General features: G+C 66.9%; 18 protein-coding genes. 9 read left to right on the top strand and 9 right to left on the bottom strand.

Annotated elements, in window-relative coordinates; all coding sequences use genetic code 11:
* Positions 1–4: 4 nt before the first annotated feature.
* From AAIO73_RS00490 to AAIO73_RS00480, 3 genes are read left to right on the top strand one after another with little or no spacing between them, the layout of a single operon-like run.
* Positions 5–1,045, top strand: coding sequence for a chemotaxis protein CheB (locus AAIO73_RS00490; RefSeq protein ID WP_345875535.1), 1,041 nt, complete (start codon positions 5–7; stop codon positions 1,043–1,045).
* The gene (locus AAIO73_RS00485; protein WP_345875534.1) at positions 1,045–2,688 is read left to right on the top strand and encodes a response regulator; all 1,644 of its coding nucleotides are present in this window, start codon (positions 1,045–1,047) and stop codon (positions 2,686–2,688) included. The genes AAIO73_RS00490 and AAIO73_RS00485 overlap by 1 nt, the downstream gene beginning before the upstream one ends.
* Positions 2,688–4,487 (top strand): response regulator, encoded by a 1,800-nt coding sequence (locus tag AAIO73_RS00480; protein ID WP_345875533.1) that lies wholly within the window; start codon positions 2,688–2,690, stop codon positions 4,485–4,487. Before AAIO73_RS00485 ends, AAIO73_RS00480 begins: the two co-directional genes overlap by 1 nt.
* On the opposite strand, the gene AAIO73_RS00475 is transcribed toward AAIO73_RS00480, so the two are convergent.
* Together AAIO73_RS00475 and AAIO73_RS00470 are read right to left on the bottom strand one after the other, a co-directional pair.
* Entirely contained in the window at positions 4,462–5,220 is a 759-nt protein-coding gene (locus AAIO73_RS00475) for a hypothetical protein (RefSeq protein ID WP_345875532.1), read from the bottom strand. The two genes, AAIO73_RS00480 and AAIO73_RS00475, sit on opposite strands and share 26 nt — an antisense overlap.
* The gene (locus AAIO73_RS00470) at positions 5,204–5,815 is read right to left on the bottom strand and encodes a L,D-transpeptidase family protein (RefSeq protein WP_345875531.1); all 612 of its coding nucleotides are present in this window, start codon (positions 5,813–5,815) and stop codon (positions 5,204–5,206) included. Before AAIO73_RS00470 ends, AAIO73_RS00475 begins: the two co-directional genes overlap by 17 nt.
* Positions 5,816–5,992: 177 nt before the next feature.
* Here AAIO73_RS00470 and AAIO73_RS00465 point away from each other — a divergent pair, with 177 nt between their 5' ends.
* Both AAIO73_RS00465 and AAIO73_RS00460 read left to right on the top strand, forming a co-directional pair.
* On the top strand, positions 5,993–6,700 hold the full coding sequence (locus tag AAIO73_RS00465) for a murein L,D-transpeptidase catalytic domain family protein (protein WP_345875530.1): 708 nt from the start codon (positions 5,993–5,995) through the stop codon (positions 6,698–6,700).
* A 324-nt stretch (positions 6,701–7,024) separates the two neighbouring features.
* A complete protein-coding gene (locus AAIO73_RS00460) occupies positions 7,025–9,079 on the top strand; it encodes an NAD(+) synthase (RefSeq protein WP_345875529.1) in 2,055 nt (684 codons plus the stop codon).
* 158 nt (positions 9,080–9,237) lie between these two features.
* Here AAIO73_RS00460 and AAIO73_RS00455 read toward each other — a convergent pair whose 3' ends face one another.
* Positions 9,238–10,092, bottom strand: a complete 855-nt coding sequence (locus tag AAIO73_RS00455; RefSeq protein ID WP_526023738.1) for an oxygenase MpaB family protein — start codon at positions 10,090–10,092, stop codon at positions 9,238–9,240.
* A 102-nt stretch (positions 10,093–10,194) separates the two neighbouring features.
* Here AAIO73_RS00455 and AAIO73_RS00450 point away from each other — a divergent pair, with 102 nt between their 5' ends.
* Complete coding sequence (locus AAIO73_RS00450) at positions 10,195–11,832, top strand: histidine kinase famiy protein (RefSeq protein ID WP_345875527.1); 1,638 nt, start codon at positions 10,195–10,197, stop codon at positions 11,830–11,832.
* Between the two features lie 85 nt (positions 11,833–11,917).
* Positions 11,918–14,092 carry a histidine kinase dimerization/phosphoacceptor domain -containing protein gene (locus AAIO73_RS00445; RefSeq protein ID WP_345875526.1) on the top strand — a complete coding sequence of 725 codons (2,175 nt, stop codon included), beginning with the start codon at positions 11,918–11,920 and terminating at the stop codon, positions 14,090–14,092.
* A 168-nt stretch (positions 14,093–14,260) separates the two neighbouring features.
* On the opposite strand, the gene rplS is transcribed toward AAIO73_RS00445, so the two are convergent.
* The gene (gene rplS / locus AAIO73_RS00440) at positions 14,261–14,650 is read right to left on the bottom strand and encodes a 50S ribosomal protein L19 (protein ID WP_345875525.1); all 390 of its coding nucleotides are present in this window, start codon (positions 14,648–14,650) and stop codon (positions 14,261–14,263) included.
* Positions 14,647–15,384, bottom strand: coding sequence for a tRNA (guanosine(37)-N1)-methyltransferase TrmD (gene trmD, locus AAIO73_RS00435; protein ID WP_345875524.1), 738 nt, complete (start codon positions 15,382–15,384; stop codon positions 14,647–14,649). Before trmD ends, rplS begins: the two co-directional genes overlap by 4 nt.
* 61 nt (positions 15,385–15,445) lie before the next feature.
* On the opposite strand from trmD, the gene AAIO73_RS00430 reads away from it, so the two are divergent.
* Together AAIO73_RS00430 and AAIO73_RS00425 are read left to right on the top strand one after the other, a co-directional pair.
* Entirely contained in the window at positions 15,446–16,387 is a 942-nt protein-coding gene (locus AAIO73_RS00430; protein ID WP_345875523.1) for an NAD(P)/FAD-dependent oxidoreductase, read from the top strand.
* Positions 16,388–16,494: 107 nt separating this feature from the next.
* Positions 16,495–16,890, top strand: a complete 396-nt coding sequence (locus AAIO73_RS00425; protein ID WP_345875522.1) for a BLUF domain-containing protein — start codon at positions 16,495–16,497, stop codon at positions 16,888–16,890.
* On the opposite strand, the gene rimM is transcribed toward AAIO73_RS00425, so the two are convergent.
* The 4 genes from rimM to ffh form a co-directional block, all read right to left on the bottom strand.
* On the bottom strand, positions 16,891–17,349 hold the full coding sequence (gene rimM / locus AAIO73_RS00420; RefSeq protein ID WP_345875521.1) for a ribosome maturation factor RimM: 459 nt from the start codon (positions 17,347–17,349) through the stop codon (positions 16,891–16,893).
* Positions 17,350–17,377: 28 nt separating this feature from the next.
* Complete coding sequence (locus AAIO73_RS00415; protein ID WP_345875520.1) at positions 17,378–17,506, bottom strand: hypothetical protein; 129 nt, start codon at positions 17,504–17,506, stop codon at positions 17,378–17,380.
* 86 nt (positions 17,507–17,592) lie between these two features.
* Positions 17,593–17,967: a 30S ribosomal protein S16 gene (gene rpsP, locus AAIO73_RS00410; RefSeq protein ID WP_242117527.1), complete on the bottom strand. Its 375-nt coding sequence runs from the start codon at positions 17,965–17,967 to the stop codon at positions 17,593–17,595.
* A gap of 47 nt (positions 17,968–18,014) precedes the next feature.
* Positions 18,015–19,508, bottom strand: a complete 1,494-nt coding sequence (ffh, locus tag AAIO73_RS00405; protein ID WP_345875519.1) for a signal recognition particle protein — start codon at positions 19,506–19,508, stop codon at positions 18,015–18,017.
* Between the last annotated feature and the right edge of the window lie 41 nt (positions 19,509–19,549).

Here is a 19,549-nt window from a genome sequence, read left to right as displayed (position 1 = left end):
GCCGATGCGCGATCGTACCCATCCGGCCCGCGTGATGATCGTCGAGGATTCGATCGTCGTTCGTACCCTGCTGACCCACATCATCAACGACGATCCCCGGCTGACCGTTGCCGGTGCCTTCGCCAACGCCGAGGAAGCGATCGCGGCGATGCCGGTGGTACAGCCCGACGTGATTTCGATGGATATCCGCCTGCCCGGCATCGACGGGCTGGAGGCGACGCGGCGGATCATGGCCGACCGTCCGACGCCGATCGTCGTCATTTCCGCCAGCATGGACGGCGGGGCGATGGGCAACAGCATGGACGCGCTGCGCGCCGGCGCCCTTTCGGTCGTCGAAAAGCCGGTCGGGCTGGGCGATGCCGCCTATTCGCGAGTCGCGCAGGAAATCCGCACGCAACTGGCGATCATGAGCGAGGTGGCAGTCGTCCGGCGGCGGATGCGGACTTCCCCGGTGCTGCCGGTACCGGTGTCGCGACAGCGCGCGCCGCAGATGCTGCTGGTGGCGGCATCGACGGGCGGCCCCCCTGCCCTTGCCCGGCTGTTCGCGGCGCTGCCCGCCGACCTGCCGATCCCGGTACTGCTGGTCCAGCATATGGGGGCGAGTTTCATGACCGGCTTTGCCAGCTGGCTCGACAGCGTCGTGCCGCAGCGGGTCGAGATCGCCGGGCATGGCGAAGCGCCGCGCGCGGGCAGCATCCACGTCGCGCCGGGCGACGCGCACCTGACCGTCAGCCGCAGCGGCACGATGCTGGTCGGCCGCGACGCACCAGTCAACGGCCAGCGTCCCTCGGCCACCCGCCTGATCGAAAGCGGGGCCGGCGCACTGGACGGGGCAGCGATGGCGGTGGTCCTGACCGGCATGGGCGAGGATGGCGCGGTGGGCGTGCAAGCGCTGCTGGCGGCGGGCGGACAGGCGGTGGCCGAGGATGCGACCAGTTCGGTCGTCTATGGCATGCCCGCCGCTGCGCACCGGATGGGGGCGCTGTCGCTGCCGCTCGACCTGATCGCGCCGCATATTCGCCGCGTGCTGGAACGGACACGGTGATGGAAGGTGCGTCGATCCTGCTGGTTGAGGATTCGGAGACACAGGCGCTGCAACTGCGCCGGATGTTCGAACGGGCCGGGTTGCGGGTCGCGCGGACCCGCGATGCCGAAACCGCGCTGGCAACGCTGAACGATGCCCGGCCCGACCTGCTGGTGGTCGACTACCGGCTGCCGGGCATGAACGGCGACGAACTGGTGCGGATCGTGCGGCAGACCGGCGCGACGCGGACGCTACCGATACTGATGCTGACCGGCGACGATGCGTCGGAGGTCGAACGCCAAGGGCTCGACAGCGGCGCCAACGCCTATGTGCCCAAGCGCGGCGGTGGCGAGTTGATCGTGTCGCGCATCCGCGCGCTGCTTCGGCAGACGCGCGGACGACCGATCGAGGACGGGCCGGCGCCGGCGCTGCGGCAGGCGCGGCTGATGCTGCTCGATACCGATGACGCGAACCGCGATCCGCTGGTCGGGCGGCTGTCGGCGGAGGGGTATCGGGTCGATTGCTGCGCCGATCCGGCGGTGGCGCTGGCGGCGATCGAGGCGGACGATATCGACGGCATCCTGGTCATCGAGCGCGAGCGGGATTTCGCACTGTCGGCCCGGCTCGACGGATGCCGGGTTGCGCGGGCGAGCGGGATGGCGCTGGTCGCGCTGACCGACGATGCCGAACCGGCGACGATGCTGGCCGGGCTGGCAGCGGGGGTCGACGATGTCGTGTCGCGGCGCAGCGACGGCGACATGCTGTTGGTCCGCATCCGTGCCATCGTCCGGCGCAAGCTGGCTCGTGACGAAGAGGCAGCCGGCATCGCCCGCGAGCGCGCGCAGGCGATCGCGCTGGCGCAGGCACGCGCGGAGGCCGATTCGGCAGACCGGCTGGCGCAGGCCAATGCCGAACTGGCCGGCGCCAACGCCCTGCTGCGCGAGACGCAGGCGCAGTTGGTGCAATCGGCGAAGATGGCGTCGCTCGGCGAACTGGTCGCGGGCATCGCACACGAGATCAACAATCCGCTCGCCTTCATCCTCGCGCATCAGGCGACGGTCGAACGCGCGGTGGCGGGGGCGCGCGAGGCTGACGATGCGACGCGGGCGACGCTGTTGACCAAGGCGGCGGACCGGCTGGGATCGATCCGGTCGGGGCTGACCCGCATTCAGGAACTAGTGGTCAAGCTCCGGCGCTTCTCGCGACTCGACGATGGCGAGGTCTCGCAGATCGACATTCCCGATGCGATCGATGCGGTGCTGACGCTGTTGGCACCACGGCTGGGCACGGTGCGGGTGGTGCGCGACTATGGCCCCGCGCGGATGCTCGAATGCTCGGGGGCGCTGGTCAATCAGGTGGTGATGAACATCGTCGCCAACGCCGCCGATGCGGTCGATCCGGTGGCCGGGGAAATAGCGATCGCGACCGGGTCCGCCGACGGCCAGTATCTGATCCGGATCGACGACAACGGCCCCGGCATTCCCGAGGACAAGCGCGAGCGGGTGTTCGAACCGTTCTTCACCACCAAGGATGTCGGCGCCGGTACCGGGCTGGGCCTTGCCATCGCGTACGGCGTGGTACGATCGCATGGTGGCACGATCGAGATCGGACGTGCGGCACGGGGTGGCGCGTCGTTCGCGATCAGGATACCGGAACAATCATAATGGAAACCGCCGGTACCCCGCCTTTGCTGCTGCTGGTCGATGACGAGCGCGAGATCCTCGTCGCGCTGACCGACCTGCTCGAAGATCGGTATCGCATCCTGTCCACCACCTCGCCGGTCGAGGCGCTGGGCATGATCGCAGTCCATCCCGACATTGCCGTAATCGTTTCCGATCAGCGGATGCCCGAGCTGACCGGCAGCCAGTTCCTGGCGCGTGCGCGCACCGCGACCGATGCGGAGGCGATCCTGCTGACCGGCTATGCCGATCTGTCGGCGGTGGTCGCGGCGCTGAACGAGGGTGCGATCAGCGGCTATGCCAACAAACCCTGGGACGCCGAGGCGCTGCTGGCGATGATCGCCGCCGCCGCCGAACGCCACGCGCTGCGCCGGGCGCTGGCGTTCGAACGCGCCGCCTTTCGCGGGCTGGCCGACAGTTCGGGCGATGCGGTCGCGATCCTCGACGCGGAAGGGCGGATCGTGCGCGGCGCAAGCGATGCCGGCGTCGACGCGCGCGATCTCGCGGCGCTGGCGCAGGACCGAGTCGATGACGAGGACCGGCATTACCCGGCGCCGGGCGGTGACCGGTGGACGCATGTCCGGCGCATTCCCTTCCAGGCGGGGAACGACCGCTACCTGCTGCGGATCGAGCGTGACGATACCGATCGCCGGCTGGCGCAGCGGCGCCACCACCAGTCGGAAAAGCTGGAGGCGCTGGGCACGCTGTCGGGCGGCATCGCCCATGACTTCAACAACCTGCTGGCGGCGATCATCGGTAATCTGGAACTGGCCGAACGGCGCATCGACGATCGCGACCGGCTGAAGCGCTATCTGGCATCGGCCGGAGAAGCCGCCGGGCGTGGCAGTGCGATCACCCGCCGCCTGCTCAGCTTCAGCCGCCAGCGCGACCTTGCCGCCGAGGTCTTCCGCCCTGACGCGGCGATCCGTGCGATCGAGGAGCTGATCCTGCGGACCACCGCCGGACGCATCCGCGTCGCCTATCGTTTCGCCGAGGAGCCTTGGTCGGTGCGTACCGATCCGGGACAGTTCGAACTGGCGCTGCTGAACCTCGCCATCAATGCACGCGACGCGATGGACGGCGGCGGGACCGTGGGCATCGCGACCGAAAATATCGCCGATGTTGCCGCGCAACTGCCCGAATTGCGCGGACCTTTCGTCCGCATCTCCGTCAGCGATACCGGCAGCGGCATCGACGATGCGGTGCGCGAACGCGTGTTCGAGCCGTTCTTCACCACCAAGGCGCAAGGCGCCGGCACCGGTCTGGGCCTGCCGATGGTGCGGGCAATGGCACGCGCGGCAGGCGGCGAGGTAACGATCGACAGCGTCGTCGGTCAGGGTACGACGATCCATTTGTGGCTGCCGCGCGTCGAGGCCGACAGTGCGACCACCGCCTTGCCCGATCCGCACGCGGTGACGCCGCGCCGGCTATTGCTGGTCGAAGACGATGCTGAAGTCCGCGCCGTGGTCGCCGCGCAACTGGAGGCAGTCGGGCACAGCGTCACCGTACAGGGTTCGGCCCGCGCGGCGGTCGAGGCGCTGGAGGCGGGCGCGCGGTTCGACCTGGTGCTGACCGACTTCGCCATGCCCGATCTGTCGGGGATCGATGTCGCCAACCGGGTCCGGTGCTGCTGTCCCGACGTGCCGGTGCTGCTGATTACCGGGTTCGCCGAGATCGGCGACACGCCGGTCGGATTGCCGGTGTTGACCAAACCGTTCACCGGCGACCAGTTGCATGCGGCGATCGCCGCGGCGCTCACTAGTTCGGACAGCGCACGCGGCTGATCGGTCGGCCGTCGGTAGCGATGGTCAGTCGGTTGCCGGTTACCCGCAGCGTCTGCGTCGCGGTCCAGCGTTCGCCCTCGCCGTCATAATCGGCGGTGATCCGGACACGGTCGGGCGCAAGCGGTTCGACCCGCGTCACCCGGCCGGCGCTTTCGTGGAACAGGATTTCGGACGGCGTGACCCGCACCCCCTCGATCGACATCGCGGGGTTGGCGCAGGCGGCGGCGTCGCTATTCCATTCACCGAGGAAGATCGCGGGGATGGTCTCTGCCGTCTCGGTGTGTAGCGGTGCCGGCGTACCGGTGAAGGCACAGCCGCGCACGGTCCGGTCGCCAAGCGTCAGCGTGCCCATGAAGTCGCGCGGCGCGCCCGACATGTCGTCTTCGCAGGCAGTTCGAATTGCCGTTACGATCAAGGTCCCGCGATCGTCGCGCGCGGTCCAGCTACGGCGATCGGCAGCAATGGCACGATCGACGATCTTCAGGCGACGCTCGGGCAGGTCGACCCCGGTCAGCAGCACGGCGTCTGCGGCTACCTTAACCGAGTAAAAGGGTTCGTTGGTCGTCACCGTTATCTGGTCGGGTACGGTCGAGGTAATCGGCTTCGAGGTCGCGGTCGGCTGCCGCGTCGCGGTCGGTTGCGGCGTCGGGGCAGGCGCCGGGTCGCGGCGCTCGTTGCAGCCGGCCAGCCAAAGGACGATGACGGAGATACCGATGCTAGCGCGGGTCGGCACGCCGGCCTCCCATGCTGACCCGGTCATCGCGACCGGCGAGCATCGCCACCTCCGCCTCCAGCCGCGGAACCGGATCGGCGGGGCGATAGGCGGGAAAGGCGATGACATCGTTCACCACCGCCACCTGGCCGCCCAGCGCCGTCGCGGCGAACAGTGCGCGGGCAAAGGCGGTCGGGATGCGGATACAGCCATGCGACGCGGGAAAGCCCGGCAGATTGCCGGCGTGCAGCGCCACGCCGTCCCAAGTCAGCCGCTGCATGAACGGCATCGGTGCGTTGTCGTACAGGTTGGAGCGATGGAACGGTCGCTTCTGCAGGATGGTATATTCGCCGATCGGCGTGGTCTTGCCCGATTTGCCGGTCGATACCGTCGACGCGCCGATCAGCGCGTCGCCGCGGTAGACGAACAGCATCTGCATCGGCACACTGACGACGATGCTGACCGGTCCGGGCAGGCGCGGATCATCGGCCCAGCGATGCGCCCCCGGCCGCATTGCCATCGCCGCACGCTCGACGGCCAGCGCATCGCTTCGCTGCGCCAGTGCCGAAGAAGGCAACAGCGCCAGACATAGGCCGAGGCGGAGTGCGACGTTCATGCATGGACTATCCTCCAGCGGCGCGACGAACGCAAATTCATGCGGTATCGTTTGCAACGGAGTCGACCGCCCGTGGCATCGTCGCGACCAGTGACGGCGCGGATTACCCGGCGTTAATTGATTGGAACCGCCTCGTCCCGTATCTGGGGGAGCCATAACGGTTAAACGAGGATTTGGATGCAGGACGAAGCGGTTCGATCGCGGCGGGCGGTGCTGAAGGCGGCAGGGGGTCTTGCCGGGCTCGTGCTGGCACAGGGCTGCACCAAGAATGCGATCGTGCCCGTCGCGCAGAATCTGCCGGTCGCGCCGGTGCCGCAGCGGCTGGCATCGGCCCCGCTGCCCGCCGCCCCCGTAAAGAAGATGCTGGCGCCGCCGACCGTCAATGCCGGCCTGTTCGAACGCGCGCACGCCGCCCTGCAACGCCATGGCGGCACGATCGGCAAGACCGACCGTATCGCCATCGCCGACTTCGCGCTCGATTCGGCGCATCCGCGCTTCCAGTTCATCGATATGCACAGCGGCGTCGTGTCGGCGATGCGCGTGTCGCACGGCAGCGGATCGGACCCGCGCCATCGTGGCATGCTCGACCGGTTCAGCAACGTGCCCGACTCGAACGCCACGTCGGAAGGCGCCTTCGTCACCGAGAATTACTACGTCGGCAAGCATGGTCGGTCGCAGCGTCTGGTCGGGCTGGACCATACCAACGACAATGCGCTGATGCGCGCGATCGTCATCCATGGTGCCTGGTACGCCAATCCGGAAATGATCGCGCAGCATGGCAAGCTCGGTCGCAGCCAGGGTTGTTTCGCGGTCGCCGAGGGTGATCTGGCGCGGGTGTTCGACCTGCTCGGCGAAGGGCGCATGCTGTACGCCGCGAAGGTTTGATCCGGACGAGGACCGTTCGCCCTTCAGCCATACCGGCGTAGTTCGTTGTTCCCGCGCCGATGGGACCTGCGCGAAAGTCCTCGGCCTATGCCCGAACCCTTCCGTACCTCGGCGAAGGCCGGGGTCCAGTTGGGAAGGCTTTTGCACATCTTACCGACGTTCCCCAACTGGGCCCCGACCTTCGCCGGGGTACGAGAAAGGACTTTCGGAAACGGTTCGCGCAGGCAGAATCCGCCGCTGCTACGGTGGCGCTTCGGCGCAAACGATCCCCCTTAGCATTACGAACGGTTTCGCTTTCCAGCGCCCTCCCCTACGTTGCGGTCCATGACCGCCCACCGCTTCCATTCGATCCACACCCATGGCCTGCTCCGCGTTGGGGCCTGTACCCCGCTGGCGAGCGTCGGCGATCCGGCCGCCAACGGCCGGGCCGCGATCGCGCTGGCGCGTGAGGGCCATGATGCCGGGGCCGACCTGCTGGTCTTTCCCGAGCTGAACTTAACCTCTTACGCGATCGACGACCTGCATTTGCAGGACGCGTTGTGCGATGCGACCGAGGCGGCACTGGCGGGCGTCGTCGCGGCCAGTGCCGACCTTCGCCCCGCCTTGCTGCTGGGCGCGGCGCTGCGGCGCAACGGGCGGCTGTATAATTGCGCGGTGGCGGTGGCGCGGGGGCGCATCCTCGGCGTGGTGCCGAAAACCTATCTGCCCAATTACCGCGAATATTATGAGAAACGCTGGTTCGCGCCCGGCGCTGGGCTGACCGGACTGACGATGCGTGTCGCGGGGCAGGAGGTGCCGTTCGGGACCGACCTGATCTTCGCCGCCGACGACCTGCCCGACTTCGTGTTCCATGCCGAAATTTGCGAGGATTTCTGGTCCCCCCTGCCCCCGTCGACGGCGGGCGCGATGGCGGGGGCGCTGGTGCTGTGCAACCTGTCGGCATCGAACATCGTCATCGGCAAGGCGCGCGACCGCGAAATGCTGTGCGCGTCGCAATCGGCGCGGACAATCTCGGCCTATGTCTATTCGGCGGCGGGCATGGGGGAGAGCACGACCGACCTGTCATGGGACGGACAGGGCAGCGTCCACGAACTGGGCGAGTTGCTGGTCGCCTCCGACCGGTTCGATCGTTCGGCCGGCATCGTCTATGCCGATGTCGATCTGGAACGGTTGCGGCTGGAGCGGATGCGGACGGGGACGTTCAACGACTGCGCCACCGCCAGCGGCCATCCCGAAACCCGCTTTCGTCGGATCGGGTTCGACCATGCGCCCCGCCACGACGATATCGGCCTGTTGCGGCCGGTCCGCCGCTATCCCTTCGTACCGAACACCCCCGACCGGCTGGACGATGATTGCTACGAAGCATTCAACATTCAGGTCGAGGGGCTGCGCCAGCGGCTGATCGCGTCGGGGACGAAGCGGCTGGTGATCGGCGTGTCGGGCGGGCTGGATTCGACCCATGCGCTGATCGTCGCGGCCAAGGCGTTCGACCGGCTTAAGCGACCGCGCACCGATATTCTCGGCTTCACCATGCCCGGCTTCGCGACCGGTGAGGCGACCAAGGGCAATGCGTGGAAGCTGATGCGCGCGCTGGGCATCACCGGCGACGAGATCGACATCCGTCCCGCCGCGACGCAGATGCTGGCCGATATGGACCACCCCTTTGCCAAGGGCGAGCCGGTCTATGACGTGACGTTCGAGAATGTGCAGGCGGGGCTGCGCACCGATTATCTGTTCCGGCTGGCCAATCAGCGGCAGGCGCTGGTGCTGGGTACCGGCGACCTGTCGGAACTGGCGCTCGGCTGGTGCACCTATGGGGTTGGCGACCATATGAGCCATTACGGCGTCAACGCCGGCGTGCCCAAGACGCTGATCCAGTATCTGATCCGCTGGGCGATCCGCACCGACCAGTTCGATGCCGATACCGATGCGGTGCTCGACGCGATCCTGAATACCGAGATTTCGCCCGAGCTGGTGCCGGCGGATTCATCGGGCAAGATGCAGAGCACCGAGGACCGGGTCGGCCCCTATGCGCTGAACGATTTCTTCCTGCACCATGTCGTGCGCTACGGGATGCGGCCGTCGAAAATTGCGTTCCTTTGCTGGCATGCGTGGCGGGATGCGGCGGCGGGGCGCTGGCCGATCGATTTCCCGGAGGAGGCGAAGGGCAGCTACGACCTGCCGATAATCGCCGCGTGGCTGGAAAAATTCCTGTGGCGGTTTTTTCAGACCAGCCAGTTCAAGCGGTCGGCACTGCCCAACGGGCCGAAAGTGTCAGGCGGCGGCGCACTGTCGCCACGCGGCGACTGGCGCGCGCCCTCGGATGGCGTGGCCGGGCCATGGGTGGCGGAGTTGCGCGCCGGGTTGCCGCCGCTCTAGCTCACGACGACACGAGCCTGACCCGTTCGTCCTGAGTAGGCAATGAGCTTGTCGAAATGGCGCATCGAAGGATCGTCTCGCCCATGTGCTTCGATACGGGTCTTCGACTTCGCTCAGCCCCTACTCAGCACGAACGGTCTACCTGTTGTCATTCTGCTCTAACCCTGTGCGCGCGCCGTCCGTTCGGACGCCGATCCGCCCAGTGCCCAGCGCAACACCCGCGCCATGCCGTGCGCGCCGGTGCGGACGCCGACGCTGTGCGGCTGCAACTCCAGCATCGCCCTTGCCCACGGCGGCAGAAGGTCGATCGCCGCGGCGGTATTGAGCGCGCCGAATCCCTTTAGCAGCGGATTGGGCAGCGGCTGGTGCAGTAGGGCGTCGCGCACCGTCCGCGTGCGTTCGTCGCAGCGCAGTTCGCGCCGGACCGCTAGCAGCCATGCATCGACCGCTGCCCGGCTGTCGGGGACATTGGTCGCGCCCAGCCGCTCGGCAACAACCACATTCTCGGCGAAATAGCGGTCCTGATCGGCCCGCGACAGGTTCGGATCGCGGTAGCGCAGATAGGCGCGCAGGAACGAATCGGTTTCGGCGACATGCACCCAGGTCAGCAGATGCGGGTCGTTCGCGTCATAAGGCTTGCCGTCGGGCAGCACGCCGTGGACCCGGTCGTGAATCTGCCGCACCCGGCCGATCAGCCGCTCGGCCTCGGCGGTGCTGCCATAGGTGGTGGCGGCGATGAACTGGGCGGTACGCTTCAGCCGGCCGAGCATGTCGCGCTGGAAATTGCTGTGATCCCACACGCCCGCCAGCGCACCGGGATGGAGCATCTGCACCAGCAACGCCGCCGTACCGCCGATCATCATCGACGAAAAATCGCCATGCACGCGCCAGCTTACCGATTGCGGGCCGAACAGCCCGTCATCGCCGGGCGGGCGGGTCAGGTCGATCGCACCGTCCCCTGCCCCGGTCAACGCGCGGACCTGTCGGGCAATGGCTTGGCGGACGGGATTCATACGCGATGCAACGAGCGGCGCGGCGATCCGGGTCCGAATGGGCGGAACCAAAGCCGCCGTTCGCGATCTTTAGCCGAGAACTCGAACCGGTAGACTTCGTCCATGCATTCGCCGTCCAGTCCGGAAAAGCCCCTCGATCCCGTGCATCGCCAGCCGGCGATGGCGGAGGGAGACATGCACGACCCGGCGAACGGAATCTTCTTCGCGGCGGTCAAGACGACGCGGATGCCGATGATCGTGACCGATCCACGGCAGGACGACAATCCGATCATTTTCGCCAATCCCGCCTTCCTGCAGATGACCGGCTATGCCGCCGACGAGGTGCTGGGACGGAACTGCCGTTTCCTGCAAGGACCCGATACCGATCCGGACACCGTCGCCGAGATTTCCGAAGCGATCCGCCGGCACCGCGAGACGTCGGTGGAGATCATCAACTACAAGAAGAACGGCAGTGCCTTCTGGAACGCGCTGTTCATTTCGCCGGTGCTCGATGGCGAAGGCGAGCTACGCTATTACTTCGCCTCGCAGCTCGACGTCACTCGCCGCCGCGATGCCGAGGAAGGCTTGCGGCAGGCGCAGAAGATGGAAGCGGTCGGCCAGCTGACCGGGGGGATCGCGCATGATTTCAACAATCTGCTGACGGTAATTCAGGGGTTTACCGATGTCGTGCTGACTCAGGTCGAGCGCAGCCACGAAAAGCCGATCGACCCCGCCCGCACCAGCCGGTCGCTGCGCGCGGTGGTCGAGGCGGCGGAGCGCGGTGCGGAACTGACGCAGCAATTGCTCGCCTTTTCCCGCAAGCAAAAACTGTCAGGACGGGTGACCAGCATCGACGATCTGGTCGCGAACCTCCTGCCGATGCTGAAGCGGACGATCGGGTCGGCAAAGATAGAGATCGAGGTCAACCCGTGCAGCAGCGAATGCAACGCGCGGATCGATCCGGTCCAGGCGGAAACGGCGATCCTCAACATCCTGATGAACGCGCGCGACGCCATGCCCGACGGCGGCAGGGTGACGATCTCCGCCGAGCATGTCTGTGTCGACGGCACCGACCCGCGTTTCTCCGATGCGCGGCAAGGCAAGTATATCGGGCTGTCGATCGCCGATACCGGAGCGGGCATGTCGCCGGAGGTTTTGGCGAGAGTGACCGAGCCGTTCTTCACGACCAAGGACCAGGGACAGGGCACAGGCCTCGGCCTTTCGATGGTCTATGGCTTCATGAAACAGTCCGATGGTGCGTTGAGGATCGAGTCCGAGGAAGGCAAGGGCACGACCGTCCACCTGCTGTTCCCCGCAGCGAGCGACGCTGCCGAACCGATCCGTCGCCGCCGTACGCACAGCGAGCGCGACTCACGGGGTGACGAGACGATTCTGGTGGTTGAGGACCAGCGCGACGTCGGCGATCTTGCCGAGGCGATCCTGAACGATTTCGGCTATACCGTCCTGCGCGCCGGCAACGGTCCCGAAGCGATCGACATCCTCGAACGCGGAACGCCGATCGACCTGCTGTTCACCGACCTGATCATGCCCGGCGGGATGAACGGGGTGATGCTGGCGCGCGAAGCCCGGCGGCAGCGGCCCCGGCTCAAGGTGCTGCTGACCACCGGCTATGCCGAGGCGTCGATCGAGCGGGTCGACGCGCGCGGAACCGAGTTCGACCTGATCGGCAAACCCTATAAGCGTCCCGATCTGGCAGGGCGGGTGCGTCATGTGCTGGACGGCCCGACCGGAGCCGGTTGATCGAACGCCCTAGTCCTTTTACTGCAAGCACTTCCCGCTGCGAACTTCGTCGTCGGGTCGCATCATGACCACGAAAGGCCGACCGTTGGCGACGAATGCAGACTTCGATGCGCCGCGGCAGGCAGATGCCCATTCGGCATCCGATCTGGGACCCGATCTGACTGCGTGCGATCGCGAGCCGATCCATATCCCCGGCGCGATCCAGCCACACGGCGTGTTGCTGATCGTCGATCCCGTGCAGGAGCGGATCACCGGCGGCGCGGGCGACGTCGCCGCGCTGCTGGGCGACGCTTGGCTGGGCGGATCGGTCGGGCCGCTGATCGGGGACGAGGCAGTCGGCGTCCTGCGATCGACGATCGCCGGCCCGGTATCGCTGGGCACGATCAACGACCGGGCGTTCTCGGTCGTCGCGAGCCGTGCCGGTGCCCAGTGGCTGGTCGAGATCGAGCCGACCGCACCGGGCCAGCCGGGAACCGAGGACGCGCTGACCTGGATCGAACATGGCGGCGAGGAGTTCGCGCGCGCCGTCGACCTCGACGATCTGAGCGCGCGCGCCGCCGCGATCTTCTCGCGGCTGACCGGGTTCGACCGGGTAATGATTTACCGTTTTCTCGACGATGACTCGGGCAAGGTCGTCGCCGAACGCCATGCCCCCGACATGGACGGGTTCCTCAACCATCATTTCCCGGCGTCCGACATTCCGCGACAGGCGCGCGCGCTATATGTCCGCAATCGGGTGCGCGTGATCCCCGACGTCGCCTACACCCCCGCCCCGATCACCGGCATCGACCCGGCAATGCGCAATATCGACCTGAGCGATGTAGGTCTGCGTGCCGTATCGCCGATCCATGTCCAGTATCTGCGCAATATGGGCGTCGCGGCATCGGCGTCGGTATCGATCGTCAAGGACGGCATGTTGTGGGGGCTGGTCGCCTGCCACCACCGCACCCCGCGCAGCCTGTCCTATCTCCAGCGCAAGACGTGCGAACTGGTCGCGGCATCGTTCGCCCAACAGGTCAGCGCCAAGGAAGATGCCGCCGAATATCGGGAACGGCTGCGGCTGCGCGCAGCCGAGGATGCGCTGGCCCAGCGGCTGGCACTCGACAGCGACCCGGACCAGACCGCCGCGCTGATCGGTCACGACCTGCAACGCATGCTGGGTGCCGACGGCTTCGCCCTGCAACGCGGTGCCGTCCTGCATACATCGGGCCATGTGCCGGCGCGTGAGGATATCGCCGACCTGTCGCGCTGGGTTCGGCAGCAGGGTTCGATCCTGACGCATAGCGCCGCACTCGAACTACGCCTGCCCGAGGCGCACGCCTATCGCGACCTGGCCAGCGGCATCCTCGCGATCACGCTGTCGGCCGAGGAGCCGGTGGTGTTGATGTGGTTCCGCGCCGAGACGTTGCAGACGATCCAATGGGCCGGCAACCCGCACAAGGCGGTCAGCGACACGCCCGACCAGCCGCTGACCCCCCGCGCGTCGTTCGCCGCGTGGAGCGAGGAGATACGCGGGCGCGCGCGTCCGTGGACCCCGGCGGAGGTGGAGGCGGCGCACCGGCTGTCGCGCCTGTTGTTCGACGTACGCCAACGGCGACGGATCAGCGAACTGAACCGCGAATTGTCGCGGGCGGTCACCGACAAAGACGCGCTGCTCGCGCAGCAGGAAACGCTCATCAAGGAGGTCAACCACCGGGTGCAGAACAGCCTGCAACTGGTCGTCGCCTTCCTTGCGATGCAGGCGACCGCCGAGAATGACGAGACGCTGACCCGCCATCTGGGTGAGGCGCAACGGCGGCTGTCGGCGGTCGCGCTGGTCCATCGCCGGCTCTATTCCGATGATACCGTGACCGTCATCGACCTTGGCCGCTATATCGAGGACCTGTTGACCGAGATGCAGTCGTCCATGGGTGCCGAATGGAACGGGCGACTGACGATGGATCTGTCGCCGATGCTGATCTCCGCCGATGCGGCAGTGCAGGTCGGGCTGGTGCTGGTCGAGCTGGTCATCAATGCCCAAAAATATGCCTATGAGGGCAAGCCGGGTCCGATCGCGGTGACGCTGGAGCGGTTCCGCAATCGGTTCCGCCTGACGGTCAGCGATCGCGGGCGCGGGCGCGTCGGCAACCGCACCGGCTTCGGCACGCGCATGCTGACCGCGATGGTCAAGCGACTGGATGGCGTGATCGAGGAAAGCGACAATGCGCCGGGGCTGCGCTTCACCGTGTCGGCGCCGATTGGTGGACCGGACGGGGGGTAGACCTCCGTCGTCTTGCCGTCAGGTGCGGCTCGCTTCCCAACCTCCCCCTTCGATGGAAGGGGTGGTTCGGCAGCAATTCGGCGATGCGCCACCAGATATCGACCAAAGAAAAAGGGCGCGGTGACCGATGGCCACCGCGCCCCATTGGCGCAATCACGCCCGCACCGATTACTCGGCGGCGGTCGCCTTGACCGGACGCGGATCGCGGCGTTCGGCGATACGCGCCGACTTGCCGGTACGACCGCGCAGATAATAGAGCTTCGCGCGCCGCACGACACCGCGACGGACGACTTCGATCGAATCGATGTTCGGCGAATAGAGCGGGAATACGCGCTCCACGCCTTCACCGAAGCTCATCTTGCGGACGGTGAACGACGAACCCATGCCGGCGTTCGAACGTGCGATGCACACGCCTTCATAGTTCTGCACGCGGGTCCGCTCGCCTTCGACGACCTTCACGCCGACCTTAAGGGTGTCACCGGCGCGGAATTCGGGGATCGACTTCGATTCAAGGAACTTGGCGATCTGTTCCGCTTCGAGCGTCTGGAGGAGGTTCATTTCTTCTGACCTTCGTCTTGCCTGTGCGCGCCAGAGGGCGACTGGACCCGAGCGTCGACGTGACGCTCCCACAGATCCGGCCGCCATAGCCGTGTGTCGGATTCCGATCGTGACTTGCGCCACGCGGCGATCCTCGCATGATCCCCCGATCGCAACACTTCGGGGATCACACGCCCTTCCCATTCAGCAGGTCGGGTATATTGAGGATATTCGAGAAGGCCGCTTTCGAAGCTTTCCTCGATACCACTCGAAGCCGCGCCCATTACGCCGGGAAGCAGCCGAACGCAAGCATCGAGCAGCACCAGCGCGCCCATTTCGCCACCCGACAGCACATAATCGCCGATCGCGACCGGCTCGATGGCGCGTGCTTCGAACAGCCGTTCGTCGAACCCCTCGAAACGGCCGCACAGCACGATCGCGCCCGGCCCCGCCGCCAGTTCGCGTACCCGGCCCTGCGTCAGCGGCTTTCCACGCGGCGTCATCGCGAGCACCGGGCGGCCATCGGTCACGCTGTCGAGCGCGGCGGCCAGCACATCGGCGCGCAGCACCATCCCCGCCCCGCCCCCGGCCGGCGTATCGTCGACCGAACGATGCTTGTCGGTGGCGAAGTCGCGGATCTGCACCGTGTCGAGCGACCAGCGTTCCTCACGCAGCGCCCGGCCGGCCAACGACAAGCCGAGCGGCCCGGGAAACATTTCGGGATAGAGAGTCAGCACGGTCACGGCGAAAGTCATTCGGCAGCCTGTGCCCGCTTGTTCGGGGGAACGAAAGCCCATCCGCTTCATTTGCGCCTCCATGCCGGCGACCTCCCATGCCCCCGATCCCGAAACGGTTGATTGCGTCATCGTCGGCGCCGGCCCCGCCGGGCTCACTGCCGCCATCTATCTCGCACGGTTCCACCTGACGATCCGCATGTTCGATTGCGGATCGAGCCGGGCAGCGATGATCCCGCGCACCCATAATCATGCCGGCTTTCCCGGTGGCATTGCCGGCAAGGAATTGCTGGCGCGGATGCACGAACAGGCGCGGACGTACGGCGCGACCTGCACCCCCGCGACGGTCGACGCGATCGAGCGCGACGGCGAGGACTTCCGCATCGTCACCGCCGACGGCGTCGTGGCAGCGCGCAGCGTGTTGCTCGCGACCGGGGTCGTCAATCATCGGCCGCGCGGGCTGGAAGACGCCATCCATGACGTGGCGCTGGCGCAGGGATTGTTGCGCTATTGTCCGATCTGCGACGGATATGAGGTCACCGACCGGCGGGTCGGCGTGATCGGCACCAGCGATCACGGCATGCGTGAAGCGCTGTTCCTGCGCGGTTATACCGCCGACGTCACGCTGATCGCCCCGGACAGCGACCATGATCTCGACGATACCTGTTTGGAAAAACTCGACGCAGCCGGCATCCAGCGCGTCGACGGACCATGCGGCGACTATCGGATCGATGGCGACCGGTTCGTCGTGCGCACCGCCGACGGCGAGATGGCCTTCGACAGTGTCTATCCGGCGCTCGGATCGCACATTCGCTCCGAACTGGCGGTTGCGGCCGGGGCGCGGGCGAGCACGGACGGCTGCCTGGAGGTCGACGATCACCAGCGCACGTCGCTCCCGGGGCTGTTCGCGGCCGGCGACGTGGTGAAGGGCCTAGATCAGATCAGCCATGCGATGGGCGAGGCCGGGGTTGCGGCGACGACGATCCGCAACCTGCTGAGCGAACGCCGCCCGTTGCGGCGGTGAGGTCGGCACGGGCCGAATTTGGTCCGGCGCCGACCATTCCGGATTGGGAACGATCGGCGACCGCGAAGTGACTTGATCGAACGCGGCGGGAACCGTATCCGATGTTTGTGACCGCGCCGCCCTTTCGTCAGCTATTCTACGCCAGCCGGTGCGCACCCGGTGTCGATGTCGACCGGATCGTGCAGCAGTCGCGGCACAACAATGCCGTCGACGGGGTTACCGGGTTGCTGTGGTATCAGGACGGCCTGTTCCTGCAGGTGATCGAGGGGCCGGAGAGTAGCGTCGCCGCCACCTTCGCCCGGATCGCCGCCGACCCGCGGCATGAGGAGCTGACGATCCTGTCCGATCGTCCGGTCGAGGCCCGCGAATTCGGTTACTGGAGCATGGAGCGCGCTCAGAAAGGCAGCGCCGACACCGACGCGTTGCTCGCGCGGCTCGAACGGCGATTGTTCAATGCGCCCGAATCGGTGCGGCAGGCGTTCACCGCCGCTGCCAATCGCTGATCAGTCGGCGGCGAACAGCGCGTCGACCACCAGCCGTTCGGCGTTCCATTCGGGGACCGCTTGCGGCTGCATCGGTACCATGAAGCGCTTGCCGTCGGGGCGTTCGATTTCGATCACGTCGCCCGCGCCGAAATCGTCGATCGCGACGACCTGGCCCAGCGTCTCGCCCTCGCTCGACACCACCGGCAACCCCAGCAGGTCGGCATGGTAATATTCGCCCTCGCCCAGCGGGGGCAGTTGGTCGCGGCCGATCCATAATTCGGTGCCGCGCATTGCCTCGGCTTTGGTCCGGTCGGCGATTTCACGGAACTTGCCGATGACGCCGTTGGTGGCGGGACGCACCGACATCAGCGTCAGTGCGCCGCCGTTCAACTTCGGGTATGCCGACAGATCGTCGGTGAACAGCTTCAGCCGAACCTCGCCATTCAGCCCATGCGCACCGGCGATCGCTGCCAGCACGACCCGGTCACGGACCGCCGCCGCCGGTTCAGGCGTCGGGCGAGCCTTCGCCGCCCGCGGGGGCGTCGTCGCGGCCTTCGGCGGGTTCTTCCGCCGATTGGCCGGCATTGGTGGCGTCTTCGTCATGGTTCGACTGCTGTTCGGGATCGATCATCATTCATGCTCCTGTTCAGGTAGATCCGGAACGCATGACGACGATCATAGGGTGCCGGCGCGCCCGAAAAGACGCGCCGACGGAACCCCTTATGCTTCGGCCGGAGCGGCGGCGGCTTCTTCGGCGGCCTTCGCCTTTTCGGCACGCTCTTCGGCGCGCTCGACGGCCTTCTCGCCCGGCTTGCCCTTGTTCGGGTTGTTGCGGGCAGCGCGTTCCTTCACGCCGGCCTTGTCGAGGAAGCGGGCGACGCGGTCGGTCGGCTGCGCGCCGACGCCCAGCCAGTGGGTCGCACGCTCGGCATCGAGCACGACGCGCTTCTCGTCTTCCTTGCCCAGCAGCGGGTTGTAGGTGCCGATCTTCTCGATGAAGCGACCGTCGCGCGGGCTGCGCGCGTCGGCGACGACGATGCGGTAGTACGGACGCTTCTTCGAGCCACCACGCGACAGACGGATGCTGAGTGCCATTATTCTTCTTCCTTCGTTGGTCTGTGTAAGCCGGTTCCGACCGGCGGTTACTTCTTCTTGATGAGGTTTTCGAAGCCGGGGGGCAGTTGCGGCATGCCCTTGCCACCCGTGAGACCCGGCAGGCCCGGCATCTCGCCGCCTGCCTTGCTCATCAGGTCGCCGAGCCCCGGACCGCCCAGCGCGTTGCCGAGGCCGCCCATGCCGCCCTTGCCGAGCATCGCCATCATGCCCTTGATGCCGCCCATCTTCTTGAGCTTCTTCATCGCGGACTGCATTTCCTGATGCATCTTCAGCAGTTTGTTGACGTCCTGCACCGTGGTGCCCGACCCCTTGGCGATACGGATCTTGCGCTTGGCGTTGATCAGCTCAGGCTTGGCGCGTTCCTTGACCGTCATCGACGTGATCATCGCGTCCATGCGCAGCAAGATCTTTTCATCGACCGCGCCCGAGGCCATCGCCGCCTGCGCCTTCTTCATGCCGGGGATCATGCCGGCAAGCGCACCGAGGCCGCCCATGCGCCGCATCTGCGCCAGCTGCCCGCGCAGGTCGTTCATGTCGAACTGACCCTTGGCGAGGCGACCAGCCATGCGCTCGGCATCTTCGGCCTCGATCGACTGCGCCGCCTTCTCGACCAGCGAGACGACGTCGCCCATGCCGAGGATCCGGCCGGCAACGCGCTTCGGGTGGAACGGCTCGATCGCATCCAGCTTTTCGCCGGTGCCCGCGAACTTGATCGGCTTGCCGGTTACGGCCCGCATCGACAGCGCGGCGCCACCGCGCGCATCGCCGTCCATGCGCGTCAGGATAACGCCGGTCAGCGGCACCTGTTCGGAGAAGTTCTGCGCGACGTTGACCGCGTCCTGACCGGTCAGCGAGTCGACGACCAGCAGGATTTCGTTCGGCCGGGCGATCTCCGCCACCGCCTTCATCTCGTCCATCAGCGCCTGATCGACGTGCAGACGGCCCGCCGTGTCGAGCATGACGACGTCATAGCCCTGCAGCTTCGCCGATTGCAGCGCGCGCCGGGCGATGTCGACCGGCTGCTGCCCGGTAACGATCGGCAGCGTTGCGACCTCGACCTGCGTGCCGAGCACTGCCAGCTGTTCCTGCGCCGCCGGGCGATTGACGTCGAGCGACGCCATCATCACCTTCTTGCCCTCGCGCTTGGCGAGCAGCTTGGCGAGCTTGGCGGTGGTGGTGGTCTTGCCCGAACCCTGCAGACCGACCAGCATCACGACGGCGGGCGGCGTGACCGCGACGTCGAGTTCGGCCGTGTCCGGCCCCAGCATGTCGACCAGCGCGTCGTGGACGATCTTGACGACCTGCTGCCCCGGCGTGATCGAGCGTAGGACGTTCTGGCCGACGGCCGCTTCGGTCGCCTTCTCGACGAATTCGCGCGCGACCGGCAGTGCCACATCGGCTTCGAGCAGCGCGACGCGGACTTCGCGCATCGCGGTGCGAACGTCGGCTTCGGTCAGTGCGCCACGACCGCGCAAGCGATCGAACACTCCTCCCAGCCGGTCACTCAGACTCTCGAACACGCGTACCACTCCAGCCTTGCCGTACGAGAAACGCTCAAGCA

The sequence above is a fragment of the Sphingomonas epibiotica genome, from assembly GCF_039615155.1.
GTDB lineage: Bacteria > Pseudomonadota > Alphaproteobacteria > Sphingomonadales > Sphingomonadaceae > Sphingomonas.
The sequence above is the reverse complement of the archived record's forward strand: the minus strand, read 5'-3'. Positions and strand labels throughout refer to the sequence as shown.

Excerpts from the sequence above, each read along its gene's own strand:
- AAIO73_RS00490 (WP_345875535.1), top strand. The coding sequence starts at position 5 with ATGCGCGATCGTACCCATCCGGCCCGCGTGATGATCGTCGAGGATTCG.
- AAIO73_RS00485 (WP_345875534.1), top strand. The coding sequence starts at position 1,045 with ATGGAAGGTGCGTCGATCCTGCTGGTTGAGGATTCGGAGACACAGGCG.
- AAIO73_RS00480 (WP_345875533.1), top strand. The coding sequence starts at position 2,688 with ATGGAAACCGCCGGTACCCCGCCTTTGCTGCTGCTGGTCGATGACGAG.
- AAIO73_RS00470 (WP_345875531.1), bottom strand. The coding sequence starts at position 5,815 with ATGAACGTCGCACTCCGCCTCGGCCTATGTCTGGCGCTGTTGCCTTCT.
- AAIO73_RS00465 (WP_345875530.1), top strand. The coding sequence starts at position 5,993 with ATGCAGGACGAAGCGGTTCGATCGCGGCGGGCGGTGCTGAAGGCGGCA.
- AAIO73_RS00460 (WP_345875529.1), top strand. The coding sequence starts at position 7,025 with ATGACCGCCCACCGCTTCCATTCGATCCACACCCATGGCCTGCTCCGC.
- AAIO73_RS00455 (WP_526023738.1), bottom strand. The coding sequence starts at position 10,092 with ATGAATCCCGTCCGCCAAGCCATTGCCCGACAGGTCCGCGCGTTGACC.
- AAIO73_RS00450 (WP_345875527.1), top strand. The coding sequence starts at position 10,195 with ATGCATTCGCCGTCCAGTCCGGAAAAGCCCCTCGATCCCGTGCATCGC.
- rplS (WP_345875525.1), bottom strand. The coding sequence starts at position 14,650 with ATGAACCTCCTCCAGACGCTCGAAGCGGAACAGATCGCCAAGTTCCTT.
- trmD (WP_345875524.1), bottom strand. The coding sequence starts at position 15,384 with ATGACTTTCGCCGTGACCGTGCTGACTCTCTATCCCGAAATGTTTCCC.
- AAIO73_RS00430 (WP_345875523.1), top strand. The coding sequence starts at position 15,446 with ATGCCGGCGACCTCCCATGCCCCCGATCCCGAAACGGTTGATTGCGTC.
- AAIO73_RS00415 (WP_345875520.1), bottom strand. The coding sequence starts at position 17,506 with ATGATGATCGATCCCGAACAGCAGTCGAACCATGACGAAGACGCCACC.
- rpsP (WP_242117527.1), bottom strand. The coding sequence starts at position 17,967 with ATGGCACTCAGCATCCGTCTGTCGCGTGGTGGCTCGAAGAAGCGTCCG.